The organism is Amycolatopsis sp. NPDC059027, from assembly GCF_042739735.1.
Taxonomy (GTDB): domain Bacteria; phylum Actinomycetota; class Actinomycetes; order Mycobacteriales; family Pseudonocardiaceae; genus Amycolatopsis.
The window spans coordinates 70028-83139 of record NZ_JBHYIK010000003.1 but is presented as its reverse complement, the minus strand read 5'-3'; the positions used below and the strand labels follow the sequence as shown (position 1 = coordinate 83139).

The following is a 13112-nucleotide window of genomic DNA, read 5'->3' as shown; positions in this document are numbered from 1 at the left end:
GTACGAATACAATTACTGGCAATGTCCGTCACACAAACACGGCCCAGCCATGCGGGCGGAAGAGATTGAACCATTGGCTACACAAGCTTTCTACAATATCTTCGCGATGGTACCGGTCCGTGAGCGTATCGTTTTGCCGCCAACCAATCATGCTAACGAGATCGCGAAGCTGGAACGAGAATACGCCAAGTTGATGTCCGAGGTCGCGCGAGCCAAGTCGCCGGAAGATCGCCACCGGATCATGGACGATGGAGACAAGATCTTGACCGATATCGACACTTTAAGGGCGCTTCCGGCCGACCCGGGTGGTGTGCAATGGGTTCCCACCGACCGAACCTGGCAGCAAGAGCTACAAGGAATGTCGCCGGAAGACCGTCGCCGCAGGTGGCTCGAATTGGGGTTCGCGTTCGCGGTGCAGAAACGGCCAGACGGTACTTGGTCGGCTGGCTGGCGGCTACCGGACGGCTGGCGGGAAGCCATGCCGGAAATAGCCGAATGGTACGACCGGACCGCCGACACCAACGAGACGATAGAGATCACGGACCTACTCGATCGAACGACGGTAGAACCTGTGCAGTCAGAACGCGGGGAGAAATAGCCCCGGGTACACACCCCAACGACAGAGAACCCCTCCGCCACACGGCGGAGGGGTTCTCTGTTACGAGGGCCAGCACAGCAACCACCAACTTGGTTAGCAGGTGGCTACCGGGGCGGCGGAATCATTTCGTCGCACAACGCGCCGATCCTGGCGGCCAACTGCGCGACATCCGCACCGTCAATGGCCACCCACAGCGCGCCATCTGGAGCCGCCGTGAGCGTCGCCGAAACCTGACTTGTTACCGGCCCAGCGTGCCCGTCTCCCCGTCTGGATGCCGTATCGGTCGGCTGGTTCGGCATGGACGGTGCCGAGCCCTCCACGGCCCGTTGAGACCGTCGTGCGGCGGTGCCCTGCCGGGTGCGCCGGGACTGATCGGAGTCCGACCGGTTCCCGTCGTCCGGGCTGTCGGCACGATCACCATCCGATGTGCCAGTCCCGTCCGTTCCGCCGTCGCCGATACCTCGGCCGTGCTCCGCATCGTGGTGGTGGTTGCGGTCATAGTCGCTGCCTTTCGGGTAGTGGTGCGCGGTGGTTGATCGTGCGTGAGTGCCGTGATCGGTCAAGGGGCGGTCACCTCCCCTCGCCCGGTCGGCGGGGAGCCAGGGAGGGACCTCGGCACGTCCCGGAATCACCCGGGTTTCGGCCTGATTCTGGAGTTGGCCAGCGGCCGGTCCCTGGAGTCCCTGAGTCGGGTTTTCCCTGGTCAACGCGGGGACTTTGGCCCAGGGACCCGGCAGGGAGAACTCCCTGACTCCCTGCCGGGTCCCCGTCCGGCTCCCTGCCGTCCCGGCCCCGGTCGGCGAGCGCGGCGGCGACGTCCTCGGCGCGGACGACCTTGTTCCCGTCCGACTTGACGGGCGCGATCCGGTACGCGGCGAGCGCGGCCGTGAGGTCCCGGAAGGTCCACGCCTCGTACTCGCCGGGATCGTGCCGGGCCAGCCGGGTGAGGATCACCTGTGTCCTAACGCGACGCTCCCCGTCCATCACCGCGTCGACGTCGGCCAGGTGGTCGGCAACCGGTGCCGCTTCGATCTCCGGAAGCGCGCTGGACTCGACCGCCCGGCCCGCCTCCTCGATCAACGCCACGGCTCGCGCGATAACCGGGGTCACGTCGTCGGCCCCGTCTTCGAACGGGACGTAGAACGTGCGGACCAACTCGAACGTCTCGTCGGTGACGCCGACCGCGACGCAGGTTCCCCGGTCGGTGTTGATCCGTAGTTCGGTCGCGCGGATACCGGCCGCGTACTTGCCCGATCCGAGAAGGCCGTCGTTGGCGACCTGATCGGCCACGGAGAACGCGACCCCGCACGAGACGTTGCGGGTGACCTCCCTCGGGATGCTGTCCTTTGTGGGCGACTGGGTGGCCAGTAGCAACACGATGCCGTACTTGCGTCCTCGCTTGATCAGTCGCACGGCCAGTTCGGCGGCTTTCTTGCCGAACTTGGGGTGCTGGAACAGCTCGTGACATTCGTCGATCCCGCACACCAGCGGGTGCAGTCCAAGCCCGCGCTTGTCGGCGAGCTTGCGCGAGACCTTCGGCGGGCGGCCGGGCTGCTCTCCGAGGACCTTGCCGCGTCGCTCCATTTCGGTCAGCAAGTCCGCCAGCGCCGCCGTGGCCGCTTCGGCCACGTTGTCATCCATGCCCATCCGGTAGCGGGACAGGCGCGGGGCGAACGGGTCGAAGTCGGGTGACTCGCCCATCACGAACACCCACAACTCAGCCGCAGGGTCGAGTGCCGCGCCGAGCAGCAGCGTCCGCAGTGCTGCCGACTTTCCTTGCCCGGGGCGGCCTCCGATCAGCCAGTTGACCCCGACAAGCGGCGCGTTGATGACCAGCCCGCGTTGCGACAGTCCGAACGGGACACCGTTGAACACGTCAACCTGTCCATCGTGGGCCAGCGGCCATCCGCCGGCCCCGCCCCGGAGGACGCCCTTGTCGGCGATCCACAGGTCAAGTACGCCATCCTCATCTCCCTTGGTAGGCCACGTTTCCAGCGACGCCCGCCCGAGGTTGGCGGCCAGTTTGGACCGACGCGCGGCCACCATGTCGGCGGTCACGCCCAGCGGCAACCGGACCTGAGCGAACGTGCCGTCACCGTCCTTGCGGGCCGCGACCGTGTAGACCAGCTCTCCACCGTCCTTATAGAACCGGTCAATTGGAGTGATCCCCAAATGCGCCAAGGCCCTTGAGATCATCCGTTCGTCGATCCAGGAATCGGCATCGTCGCGGTCGGGCCGAACCAGCCAGCCCGCGCCCGGGGTGCGGTCGCGTCCCTCGAACGCCGCCGCCACGGCCCACACCAACGGAAGCACGAACAGCAGCAGCGGCACGAGCACGACCACCGCCGACCACACAGCGCCCACTCCCGTGTAGACGTCGGCGAGCCACGGCCACATATCCGCCCGATCCATCACCGAATCCACCAGCCACAGCACCACCGCCACCGGCGCAGCGACCCGCAACGTGATCACCATCCGGCGCAACACGATCCCGAGCCTTGCCCACCGCGCCGTGGCATCCGAACGGATCAGCTCCTGCGCGGCACGGCGTGCCTCGGCATCCCCGGCCAGCCGGGCGCGGCGGGCATCCGCCCGCAGATCGGCATAGGTGGCCCAGCTCCAGAACTTGACCAGCCACCGCCAGTTGCCACGCAGCACGAACCACACGAGCCGCGCCACATCCTGCGGAGCCTTCCGCACCCGATACGCCAGTACCGACCGCGCCCGCATCATCGGCTCGGATCGCCACATCCGCCCGGCCGCTTCCTTGCAACGCTGCCGCCACGACGTGACCCGACGCGGGACCGTCCGGTTGCGCGGTTGGGGCAACGTGTCGTCGATCAGTTCGCCGTCCAGCACCGGACCGACGTGCTCAACGCCGCGTGCGCCGCGTCGCGCCAGTTCCGTGCTTTCGGGTTCCTCCGGGGTCGGTTCAGTCGTCATCACGCACCCCCTTTCCCGCCTCAGCGGAAAGGGCGGCGGCGAGCCGGGAGGACAGGCCCCGGGAACATCCCGTGACCTCCCGCACCCATGCCGGGGTGACGTCCACTTCGGACGTCCACGCGTTGCGGGCATCGGCGAGGTAGTCGGCGAACAGCTTCCGCCGGGCCGGTCGCTCACTACGCGGTACCGCCGGGCGCGGTACCCCCGATTCATGCCCGGCGGCCGGTTCATGAACGGTCGTCCGGTCCGTGGCGTTCATGAACGCCACCGCTACGGCGTCGGTGAGCTTGTCCCGCAGATCGGTGACCGCCTCGGCGGCCACGAACACCACCAGCGGCGGCACCGAGTGCAGGACCACTCCCGCCGGTGAACCGGCCGCCCACGATGACCAGGTGTTCATGACATAAGTGGCGGCTAGCGTGAGCCACTTCGCAGCCCGTACCCACGCTCCCGTGTGGACCTGGTACCGGGCAGTGATCTGCTCCGCCCGCAGGATTGCCAGCAGGACCAGACACACGGTCGGGTCGAGCAGCCACGCCGTGAGCCATGGCAACGACCCGAACGCGGCCCCGGCGGCGGCGAACCACTGCACGTTGGCCGTGGTGAACGCCAAGCCGAGCACGATGCCGGACCAGCACAGTCGGTCCACCTGCGCCCGAACCCGCTCGACTCGCAGGGCCACCACGTCCGGGTGCGTCTGCCAGCGGCGGACGTCGGCCGCCTCGGCGGCATCCTCGGCCAACCGCCGCGCCCGCCCCGGTGCTGCCGTTGCTTCCTGGTTCTCATTGGTCGTAGTCATCGGCGATCACCGCCCCGGCGGGTGGTGGTGTCCAGCGACGTGACCGTCAGGGCACGCGTCAGCACATACGCGGCGATCATGTCCGGCAGCCCGAGGACCACCAGCACCAACGTCGGGTTATTCATGTGCGTGATCACGAGCCACTGAATGCCCGTGAACACCGCGCCCGTGAACAACACCCGACCGGCCAGCGACACCACACGAGCACTCGCCCGTGCCTTGTCGGCGGCCCGCTGCGCCTTGCGTGCGCTGTAACGCCAAACCATGAACAGCGTGAGCAGCACCCCGACTCCGGCGAGGATCTGTGTTGGCGTGAGGTTGAGCGTCATCGCGCCTCACCGCCTTCGCGGCGGTGCAGCCACACCGGGTACAGGGCACGCCGGTCGGTATCCGGCAGCGCACCCCACACCCCGACCGTGTCCGGTCCGGCCGTCCGCAAGTCCAGTTCCCGGCACTCGTCGATCACCGGGCACCCGGCGCACATGCGCGCGGCCAGCTCCCGGTTCGGCGAGCAGTCTCCGGACAGTTGGGGCATGTCGGACCGGTCGAACGCCCAGAAGCACATGCCGTCCCTGGTCACCACTTCGTTGAGCACGTCGTCCGGCACGTCGGCGCACCGGTCGAGTTGGGCAGCCATCTCCGTGTAGTCGTATTCGGTCATCGCGCACCGCCATCGAGTACACGCCGCAACTCGGCGGCCGGAATGACGAGTCGGGCGCGGCGCCGCACGGTGCGCAGCGTGCCGACCCGGATTGCGCGATGGATCTGGTCGAGGCTGACACCGAGAATCCACGCGGCGTCGGCCAGTGAGTAGAACGCCGGTCCACCGGCGTCGGGCATTTTCTTCTGCATTGGATTTGGTCCTTAAGGTCATGAAAGCTGATTTAGTCGCGAAATTTGCGATGATTTAGTCGCATGGAAGCGTGAGAATGGTCCGAATGCGCGACGCGGCTCGGTTGCGGCGCCGCTGAATGGCGTCAAGCGCTAATGTCGGCGCTGAGGCGGACCACGGAGGAATGGGTGTCGGAAGACTGGGCGGCGGTCGCGAAGGCCATCAACGAGCGCGTGAACGAGCTCGGGTGGAAACAGCGCGAACTGGCGGAACGCTCGCAGGTCTCTCAGGCGATCGTCCGCGAGATCCAGAACCACACCGTCGAGCGCAAGCGCAGTGACCGGACGCTCGAAGCCCTGGCACTGGCGCTTGGCCTGCACCCGCAACACCTGCTCGCAGTGCTGCACGGCCGCATTCCGCCGGCCCCGGGGCAGCCGCGCGAGGACATGGAAGACGCGGTGTCGGCGCGGCTGGCCGTCATTGAGCGTCGACTCTCGGACATCACTGAGCAACTCTCCGCACTGCGGGCGGAAATTGCCGACGTGTTGAGTCGGCCGGACGGCCATTAGGGGTCCGATGCTGAGCGGTGTCAACTGCCTTCGCGGCCCGAGCGCCGGGCGGTTTCCGTTTGCGTTCATGGCTCAAGGAAACGGCAGCAAGGCACCTTTACGCAGGTGGCTGAGGTTAACCGCGGACCCATTAACTGCAATTAACTGCGCAGGTCAGCGCGGTTATCGGCGGGTTGTGGCCTATGGCTGAGACAAGGCTTCAGGCCGTGCGCAGGCATCTCGGCTACAAGGCGGATGACGTCATAAAGATGCTGCTGCGCCGCGCGGACACACTCGCCGTTCCCGTCATGTCCGCGACGAGCCTCAAGACCAAGCTGTCGCGCTGGGAGAACGGCCGCGAGGCCGTCAGTCAGCCGTACCGACGTCTGTTCCGCGACGTCTACGGCCGCACCAACGAAGAACTTGGCTTCCCCGATGAGGAGGTGAACGACGAAGCAGACGAGCTGATCTCGCGACTCGCGCTAGCGCGCTCGGTTGACGCCGAGACCGTCGAGATCTTCAAACGGCAGGTCGATCAGGCGCGGCATGTCGATAGGCGGTTCGGTGGCGTGACGCTGCTGGATCAACTGCGAAGCAACATAGAGCAGATACAAAGCCTGCTTGGCTTCAGCACGATGCACGGCCAACGCCAAGCATTGGCCGGGGTCCTGACTGAGGCATCGGCACTGGCCGGTTGGGAAGCGCTTGACCGCAACGCCATCCGGCAAGCATGGGAGCACCACGAGACAGCGAAAGCGGCCGCACGTGAAGCGGGGTCACCGATCCTGCTTGCGCACTCGACCGCGCAGCAGGCATTTATCCTGATTGACCTTGGCGAAGTTGAATCAGCCGTGGGACAACTCGCCGAAGCCCGTGCGCTTGCCGACCGCACGGCACCGCCGCTACTGCGCGCATGGACGGCGGCAGCACACGGGGAAGGGCTTGCGGCGGCAGGTCAGAGGGACGATGCCTTGAGAGCTTTCGACTCGGCGGACGAGCATTTGCCCACCGACCCCGTAGACCCGGCGTTGCCGTTCCTTTTTCTAGGTGGAGCACACCTCGATCGGTGGCGCGGCAACGCGTTGAGCAAACTCGGCGAGCCGGACGCGATCCAGCGGCTCACCGACGCGTTGCCGCGCCTGCCGCCGGATTTCATCCGTGCCAAGACTGGCATGTTGGTCGACCTGGCGTTCGCCTTTGCGGCAGCAGGTGACCGAGATGCTTCACTCGAACATGCACGGCAGGCGCGGCGGCTCGCCGCGCAGATCAAGTCAGATCGGCAACTACGCCGTCTCAGTGGGCTGATCTTGCCCGGCAGCGCTACCGGAATTGCGTGAGGCGATGTAGTACAGCAGGGGAACCAACGCGCCTGCGCCGAGAATTTCCTTACGCTGGGCCAATTCCGGAATCCGACTCAGTGGGACCCACTCAAGCCGTCCAACTTCCTCAGTGTCCGTCGGTTCGCCGACCTTCTCGGCAGCGCGCCACAAGTAGACGTCAGTCGGCGCTGTTACTTGCCCGGGTAGTGGCTCGAAGCTGATCAGGTGTTCGGCGTCACCGACAGGCTCATAGCCGCTTTCTTCCCGGATCTCGCGAGCCGCTGTCGCTGCGGGTTCCTCGCCTTCCTCGACCAGCCCGCCGAGCAGTTCGTAACCCCACTGGTCCGTGGCAAACCGGTAGCGCCAGAGCATGAGCACCCGATCTTGAGCATCCACGATCAGACCGATCGCGATGCGCGCCAAGTGCACGACGTGGTATTCCCATCGCTCACCGTTCGGCGCTTGCACGTCGGTCAGCCCGAGGCGCACCCACTTGTTGTCGTAGACGGTCCGCTCACCGAAGGTCTTCCACGACCCAACGTCTTCAGTCACGTAGGGAGCCTAGCGCTACCCGATGCGAGCCATAAGACGTTCGAGGCGGCGGTGTTGGCGCGCCGAGCCGATGTCAGCGGCGAGAATCTGAGCACGTCCAATGTGTACGCATGCTTGCTCGCGCTCACGCAGAGCCGTGAACGCGGTAGCAAGGTCAACCCGCAAGGCCGTCTCAGCACGGACGAACGTGGGATCGAGACGGTCAAGCGCGCTGGTGAGTACCTCGATCGCGTCAGGCTCGCCGACTCTGGCGAGTGCGTGACCGCGCCACCGACTGAGGTGGACGGAGTCGAGGGCAAGATATGGCCCTTCGCACTCCTCGACGTGCTCGGGCAGCAACGCGGCCGCCTGATCGAACGCGCGGAGACTCGCCGAACGTTGCCCATCGGCGGCCAGTGTCTCCCCGTGGGCGGCGGCAAGCCATGACCGGACGAGCCGATCGGTCTTCCGTTCAGCTCTCCGCCGGATGCTTGTCATCAGCTCAACGGCTGACGCCGAGTCGCCGACGTCCAAGAGCACGAAAGCCTGACCTGCGCTGGTGTGCGCCTCGAACGCGGGGTTCGTCGGTTCCTTGGCAGCCATCTTGCCCTGTTCGTAGTGCTGCCAAGATTGGGCGACGTTCCCCAGGTCGAGAGCCTGCCACCCGGCGAGTGTCCGAAGTTCGGACAGCAAGGCGGCAAGCTGCTCCCGTGTCGTCGGCATGACGCTGTGTCCCATCAGCTTGCCGACCTGTCCGATCTTCGTAAGCACTTCATCGTGTGCGAGGACGGCCCCTAGTTGCCGATCAAGCCTGCGCGTCATGGTCAACTGTTCGCGCAAGAGCCGGAGCACGGTGCCGTCGATCCGGTTCGACGCACGTAGTAGAGCCCGGAAATCAGCTTCGTCGTCCGTCTGCTCGAAGTGGTCCCGAGGAGGGGCGAGCAGGTCTTCGATCTTTACGCCGAAGATGCGCTCAAGAAGCCTGGCAGTGGCCTGCTGAGGCCGACCCAGTGGTTTGCCGCCGTCACCCCGACCGGAAGCCAACCGTTTTACGTGTCGCCCGCTGAGGGTGCCGGGCTCGCCGCAGTCTCTGGCGAAGTTCGTTGCGAACTCCGCGAACTCGTCGAATGTCTCGCGCCGCTCCCGGATCAGTCGTTCAAGCACTGTGCGCGAGCGACGTGACTGCTCCTCATCACTCATGCCAGCACTCCTTTCGGCTTGTGCCCGTGGCCCTCGCGAGGCACCCACCTGGCCCCTACGCGACCTTCCAATGAAATCATCGCATACGCCACGCTGACTTCGGCGGAACCGGCCGTTACGGCTGGTCAGGACGACAAGTTCGAGCGGAGTGAATCATGAGCCCCACGGGGTCAGCGGCGGTTCTCGACAGTCCGGCGACGGCACCGCGCGCTTATGGCTACATGCGCGTTCCTTGCGATGTGCCGGACGATAAAGTTCGAAAACTCGAAAGCCAAGTGGTCACATATGCCGAAAATTGCGGCCTTCGCTTCGTCTGCTTCTTTTTCGAGTTTCATTGCGGATCGCGGGAAGCCTTCGACGAATTAGTAGCCGAACTTGTCCGCACGGACGCGCACTATGTGGTAGTGCCAAGTCTCCGCCACCTAGCCCAGAACAGCCTATTGCAGGACCAAATGTTAGATCACCTGAACTTCGCGGCTCGCGCACAAGTTCTGGCCATGCGACTTAAGACCGCAATTGAGTGAAGGAGTACCCAGAAACCCGTGGGAACTGATCATGAACCAACCAAGAAGGAACGACAGGCCGCCGCAGCAGCCCTCCAAGCCTTAAATGAGGGAGACGTCACGCGTGCCAGGCTTTTTGCCAAACTCTTAGAGATGACACAAGAAGATAATGATGAGAAGGACGAAGGGCAATAGAGGCCCGAGCATGAATAAAGACACCAAAGCGCTCATCGAATCACTTCAGGCAGTAAGCAGCCACGCAGAAACGATTGCAAACGCGCTGATGCTCGACAAGATGACACCTAAGAAGCAGCACGAGTACGCCGACATGCTGAAAGAACTGTCTGACCTTCTCCATGAACACGCTACTATCCAAGAGGAAGCCGCCGCGAATGAGTGACTCGCAAGCTAGCCTCGCTGGACTTATCGAGGAGACTAGCGCCAAGCTGAAAGTTGTATCAACTCGCCTCAAGACCGGCGTCGCTTCCGCCGACGAACTCATGGAATGTAGCGGGCTTGCCCTCGCGCTTGCAGATGCGGTAAAGCTCTATGCCGAGAAGATGCCCGAAACTAAACCCGGCGACCGTCATTCACCCCGACAGCAGCCACCTGCGACCTAATGGACGGCTGGGCGCTATTCTCGTTTGCGATAGTGGCAGTACCCCTTATCGCCGCCGCAATCTGGATATTGAGCGAACAGGCGAGCAATCGTCGACGGCGGAAGTTCCTCCGGCGCCACGAGCAACGTTCCGTATCTGGTATCCGCAAGCGCATCGAACGAGAAATAGCTAACGAGGACACACGCGTCATGCCTAGAATACAACGCAGGCCATTAGCACCCGACCCGACCCGCTCCAGGACGGCAAACTCTCTGGCCATCTTCCGCTCTCAAAGCGCCCACGGCGTTACGCGCTCCAGTGCGCCCGGGCGTCACGAAGAAAACGGCCGGAGCCGTCACAGTAATGTCCCTCATGCGGTCGTGAAAGGGGACTAGCGGAACCCAAGGTGGGGAGCGGTCAAGTCTTTCTCCTGCGATGATCCACCTGCGGCCAGCATGAGCTACCAGAGTCGAGCCGCCCGACCTGCCATGACAGGGCAGGGTTCGGGCGGCTCCTCGCTTAAGTCGACTTCTCGCTGGTAGAGCGTGGTATCGTGTTGTTGGTTGACGCACGTGGTGGGGCAGCAGCGGCACCAGCGAGACGACGAACAGCACCACCAGCGCAGCCGTCGATCCGTTCACCCTTCCATTAAGCGACTTCCGGTAGGCGGATGGCCCGGAATCATGGAGGACTCACAGCAAGCCGACAGGTGCCGGACAGGTTCACGCCGCCTGGCTCCGCAGATGTGTCACGGCGATCTTCAGCGCGTCCTCCAGCGGCGTGATGTCCTGCCGGATGTGGGCCAGCAGCAGTCCACCTTGGACACACGCCATCGTGGCCTGCGCGAGCCGGGCAGGGTCCGCGTCGGCGCGGAGTTCTCCCTTGTCCCGCAAGGAAGTCAGCCCGCGTTCGAGATGTGACTCCCATTCCTTGTACGCGTTGTCGAGCAGCGCGGACACGCGTGGGTCGTCGCCGAGTTCCCCGGCGAGGTTGCCCAGCGGACAGGCGACCGGATGACCGGCGCGGCGGTGGACGTCCAGGATCTCCTCGGTCCACCGGTCGAACGCGGCCCAGCCATCCAGCGCGGTGATGGTCGGCTGGTTGGCGAGGATAATGCGCAGGAACCGGTCGATGACCGCCTCGACCAGCTGGTTCTTGTCCTTGAAGTAGTGGTACATCTGCGATTTCCCGGCCCCGCTCGCGGCGAGGACCTTGTCGACGCTCGTCGCCGCGACGCCGTGGACGTACATCAGCTCCGCGGCGGCGTCGACGATCGCGTCCCTGGTCCGCCTGCCCCGCGGGGTCGCCCCTGCTCCTTGCGTCTCCATGTACCGGATAGTACATTCGGTCTCGATGTACTGAGCGGTACAATCGAGAGGACGCATGGTGGGGAACGAACTCAACAGCGAACTGGCCGGGATCCGCGCGCACGTCCAGGAGGCGGTTCCGGCCGAGGTCGCGGGCCCGCTCACGGCCGACGTCGAGCGCAAGAAGGACGTCGACACGGCGAAGTTCGCACAGGTCGGCGCGACGATGCCGGATTTCACGCTGCCCGGCGCGACGGGTGCTCAGGTAAGCCTCGCGGACCTGACCGCCGACGGCCCGGCCGTACTGGTCTTCTATCGCGGCAGCTGGTGCCCGTACTGCAACCTGACGCTGCGCACGTATCAGCAGGAGGTCGTGCCCGCGCTCGCCGCGTCGGGTGCCCGGCTGGCCGCGATCAGTCCCGAACTCCCGGACGGCTCACTGTCCACAGTGGAGTCCAACGAGCTGACCTTCGACGTCCTTTCCGACGTCGGGAACGTGGTCGCGCGCTCGCTGGGCATCACCTTCCGGCCCGGCGAGGACGTCCAGGGTGCGATGGCGACGCTGGTCGGCGACGTCGGCGAGCGCAATGGAACGGGAGACTGGGAACTGCCGCATCCGGCGGTGCTCGTCGTCGGGCAGGACCGGGTCATCCGCTTCGTCGACGTCCACCCGGACTACACGACGCGCACCACGCCCGAGCAGATCCTGGCCGCGCTCGCGAACTGAAAGTGTGCCGCGAACCATGACAGGAGTTGTCATGGTTCGGCGCGACCGTGGCCGGAGCAGGAGTTCCACGACGAACACGGGAGCACGGATGAGGGATCTGTCGGGCAAGGTCGCGCTGGTCGCGGGCGGGACACGCGGGGCGAGCCGGGCGATCGCGGTCGAACTCGGCCGCGCGGGCGCGACGGTGTACGTCACCGGCCGCAGCACCAGGACCCAGCGGTCCGAAGTGGACCGTCCGGAGTCCATCGAGGACACGGCGGATCTGGTGGAGGCGGCGGGCGGGAAGGCGGTCGCGATCCGCGTCGACCATCTCGAACAAGATCAGGTCGGGGCGCTGGCGAAGCGGATCGACGCCGAGCAGGGGCGGCTCGACATCCTCGTCAACGGCCTCTGGGGCGGCGATCACCACCTCGAATGGGCCAAGCCGGTGTGGGAGCATTCGCTCGAGGGCGGGCTCCGGATGTTCCGGCTCGGCATCGACGCGCACGTGATCACCAGCCACTTCCTGCTGCCGCTGATGATCCGGCGGCCCGGCGGGCTGGTGGTCGAGATGACCGACGGCACCGCCGAGTTCAACGCGAACTACCGCGAGGGGACGTCGCTGCCGTTCTACGTCACCAAGGCCTCGGCGCATCTGCTCGCGATCGGGCAGGCCGCCGAGCTGGCCGAGCACGGCTGCACCGCCGTCGCGTTCACACCGGGCTGGCTGCGGTCGGAGGCGATGCTGGACATCTACGGCGTCACCGAGGAGAACTGGCGCGACGCCCTCGAAAAGGTGCCGCACTTCGCGATCTCGGAGACGCCGGCGTTCGCCGGGCGTACGGTGGCCGCGCTGGCCGCGGATCCGGAGCGGAACCGCTGGTCGGGGCAGACGCTGAGCAGCGGTCAGCTCGCGAAGGTATACGAGATCGACGATCTCGACGGCAGCCGTCCCGACGCGTGGCGGTACATCGTCGAGGTCGAGCACGCGGGCAAACCCGCCGACACCACCGGCTATCGCTGATCCAGGGTTACCAATCCGGCCGAAAGCAGGCGGATACGGGCCGCAGCCGACCTGCTCGTAGCTAGCCGTTTCCGCCGTGGCTGCCGTCGGATTGGTAACTAACGGCACAGTCGGAGTTGGGGGGGGGGGCGGGGGGCCCCCGGTGGGCGCGGGGGGGGCGCCCCAAAGCCCGGGGCAGGGCTTGGGAGGCGGGGGGGGCGCGC

At 65.6% G+C, this 13112-nt stretch carries 15 protein-coding genes; 7 read left to right on the top strand and 8 right to left on the bottom strand.

Annotated features, from left to right (window positions below):
- On the top strand, positions 1–598 hold a 598-nt coding region (locus tag ACFWY9_RS02835), incomplete at its 5' end, for a hypothetical protein (protein ID WP_378338005.1).
- 570 nt (positions 599–1168) lie between these two features.
- Here the strand turns inward: ACFWY9_RS02835 and ACFWY9_RS02830 are convergent.
- The 5 genes from ACFWY9_RS02830 to ACFWY9_RS02810 are packed head-to-tail and all read right to left on the bottom strand — an operon-like array spanning position 1169 to position 5192.
- A complete protein-coding gene (locus ACFWY9_RS02830) occupies positions 1169–3541 on the bottom strand; it encodes a hypothetical protein (protein ID WP_378338004.1) in 2373 nt (790 codons plus the stop codon).
- Entirely contained in the window at positions 3531–4340 is an 810-nt protein-coding gene (locus ACFWY9_RS02825) for a hypothetical protein (protein WP_378338003.1), read from the bottom strand. Before ACFWY9_RS02825 ends, ACFWY9_RS02830 begins: the two co-directional genes overlap by 11 nt.
- On the bottom strand, positions 4337–4669 hold the full coding sequence (locus ACFWY9_RS02820; protein WP_378338002.1) for a hypothetical protein: 333 nt from the start codon (positions 4667–4669) through the stop codon (positions 4337–4339). The genes ACFWY9_RS02825 and ACFWY9_RS02820 overlap by 4 nt, the downstream gene beginning before the upstream one ends.
- The gene (locus ACFWY9_RS02815; protein WP_378338001.1) at positions 4666–5001 is read right to left on the bottom strand and encodes a WhiB family transcriptional regulator; all 336 of its coding nucleotides are present in this window, start codon (positions 4999–5001) and stop codon (positions 4666–4668) included. The genes ACFWY9_RS02820 and ACFWY9_RS02815 overlap by 4 nt, the downstream gene beginning before the upstream one ends.
- Positions 4998–5192 carry a helix-turn-helix domain-containing protein gene (locus ACFWY9_RS02810; RefSeq protein ID WP_378338000.1) on the bottom strand — a complete coding sequence of 65 codons (195 nt, stop codon included), beginning with the start codon at positions 5190–5192 and terminating at the stop codon, positions 4998–5000. The genes ACFWY9_RS02815 and ACFWY9_RS02810 overlap by 4 nt, the downstream gene beginning before the upstream one ends.
- Before the next feature lie 168 nt (positions 5193–5360).
- Here ACFWY9_RS02810 and ACFWY9_RS02805 point away from each other — a divergent pair, with 168 nt between their 5' ends.
- The gene (locus ACFWY9_RS02805; protein ID WP_378337999.1) at positions 5361–5741 is read left to right on the top strand and encodes an XRE family transcriptional regulator; all 381 of its coding nucleotides are present in this window, start codon (positions 5361–5363) and stop codon (positions 5739–5741) included.
- 182 nt (positions 5742–5923) lie between these two features.
- Positions 5924–7057, top strand: coding sequence for a tetratricopeptide repeat protein (locus ACFWY9_RS02800; protein ID WP_378337998.1), 1134 nt, complete (start codon positions 5924–5926; stop codon positions 7055–7057).
- Here the strand turns inward: ACFWY9_RS02800 and ACFWY9_RS02795 are convergent.
- Together ACFWY9_RS02795 and ACFWY9_RS02790 are read right to left on the bottom strand one after the other, a co-directional pair.
- Entirely contained in the window at positions 7004–7591 is a 588-nt protein-coding gene (locus tag ACFWY9_RS02795; protein ID WP_378337997.1) for an NUDIX hydrolase, read from the bottom strand. The two genes, ACFWY9_RS02800 and ACFWY9_RS02795, sit on opposite strands and share 54 nt — an antisense overlap.
- Positions 7592–7606: 15 nt before the next feature.
- A complete protein-coding gene (locus ACFWY9_RS02790) occupies positions 7607–8770 on the bottom strand; it encodes a hypothetical protein (RefSeq protein WP_378337996.1) in 1164 nt (387 codons plus the stop codon).
- Positions 8771–8925: 155 nt separating this feature from the next.
- On the opposite strand from ACFWY9_RS02790, the gene ACFWY9_RS02785 reads away from it, so the two are divergent.
- Together ACFWY9_RS02785 and ACFWY9_RS02780 are read left to right on the top strand one after the other, a co-directional pair.
- Positions 8926–9294, top strand: coding sequence for a hypothetical protein (locus ACFWY9_RS02785; RefSeq protein WP_378337995.1), 369 nt, complete (start codon positions 8926–8928; stop codon positions 9292–9294).
- A gap of 184 nt (positions 9295–9478) precedes the next feature.
- Positions 9479–9673 carry a hypothetical protein gene (locus ACFWY9_RS02780; protein ID WP_378337994.1) on the top strand — a complete coding sequence of 65 codons (195 nt, stop codon included), beginning with the start codon at positions 9479–9481 and terminating at the stop codon, positions 9671–9673.
- A 921-nt stretch (positions 9674–10594) separates the two neighbouring features.
- Here ACFWY9_RS02780 and ACFWY9_RS02775 read toward each other — a convergent pair.
- Complete coding sequence (locus ACFWY9_RS02775; RefSeq protein ID WP_378331686.1) at positions 10595–11200, bottom strand: TetR/AcrR family transcriptional regulator; 606 nt, start codon at positions 11198–11200, stop codon at positions 10595–10597.
- Positions 11201–11255: 55 nt separating this feature from the next.
- On the opposite strand from ACFWY9_RS02775, the gene ACFWY9_RS02770 reads away from it, so the two are divergent.
- Both ACFWY9_RS02770 and ACFWY9_RS02765 read left to right on the top strand, forming a co-directional pair.
- Entirely contained in the window at positions 11256–11906 is a 651-nt protein-coding gene (locus ACFWY9_RS02770; protein WP_378331687.1) for a peroxiredoxin-like family protein, read from the top strand.
- 88 nt (positions 11907–11994) lie between these two features.
- The gene (locus ACFWY9_RS02765; RefSeq protein WP_378331688.1) at positions 11995–12909 is read left to right on the top strand and encodes an SDR family oxidoreductase; all 915 of its coding nucleotides are present in this window, start codon (positions 11995–11997) and stop codon (positions 12907–12909) included.
- Positions 12910–13112: the final 203 nt, after the last annotated feature.

Excerpts from the sequence above, each read along its gene's own strand:
- ACFWY9_RS02825 (WP_378338003.1), bottom strand. The coding sequence starts at position 4,340 with ATGACTACGACCAATGAGAACCAGGAAGCAACGGCAGCACCGGGGCGG.
- ACFWY9_RS02770 (WP_378331687.1), top strand. The coding sequence starts at position 11,256 with ATGGTGGGGAACGAACTCAACAGCGAACTGGCCGGGATCCGCGCGCAC.
- ACFWY9_RS02765 (WP_378331688.1), top strand. The coding sequence starts at position 11,995 with ATGAGGGATCTGTCGGGCAAGGTCGCGCTGGTCGCGGGCGGGACACGC.
- ACFWY9_RS02820 (WP_378338002.1), bottom strand. The coding sequence starts at position 4,669 with ATGACGCTCAACCTCACGCCAACACAGATCCTCGCCGGAGTCGGGGTG.
- ACFWY9_RS02815 (WP_378338001.1), bottom strand. The coding sequence starts at position 5,001 with ATGACCGAATACGACTACACGGAGATGGCTGCCCAACTCGACCGGTGC.
- ACFWY9_RS02790 (WP_378337996.1), bottom strand. The coding sequence starts at position 8,770 with ATGAGTGATGAGGAGCAGTCACGTCGCTCGCGCACAGTGCTTGAACGA.
- ACFWY9_RS02810 (WP_378338000.1), bottom strand. The coding sequence starts at position 5,192 with ATGCAGAAGAAAATGCCCGACGCCGGTGGACCGGCGTTCTACTCACTG.
- ACFWY9_RS02830 (WP_378338004.1), bottom strand. The coding sequence starts at position 3,541 with ATGACGACTGAACCGACCCCGGAGGAACCCGAAAGCACGGAACTGGCG.
- ACFWY9_RS02785 (WP_378337995.1), top strand. The coding sequence starts at position 8,926 with ATGAGCCCCACGGGGTCAGCGGCGGTTCTCGACAGTCCGGCGACGGCA.
- ACFWY9_RS02800 (WP_378337998.1), top strand. The coding sequence starts at position 5,924 with ATGGCTGAGACAAGGCTTCAGGCCGTGCGCAGGCATCTCGGCTACAAG.
- ACFWY9_RS02780 (WP_378337994.1), top strand. The coding sequence starts at position 9,479 with ATGAATAAAGACACCAAAGCGCTCATCGAATCACTTCAGGCAGTAAGC.
- ACFWY9_RS02775 (WP_378331686.1), bottom strand. The coding sequence starts at position 11,200 with ATGGAGACGCAAGGAGCAGGGGCGACCCCGCGGGGCAGGCGGACCAGG.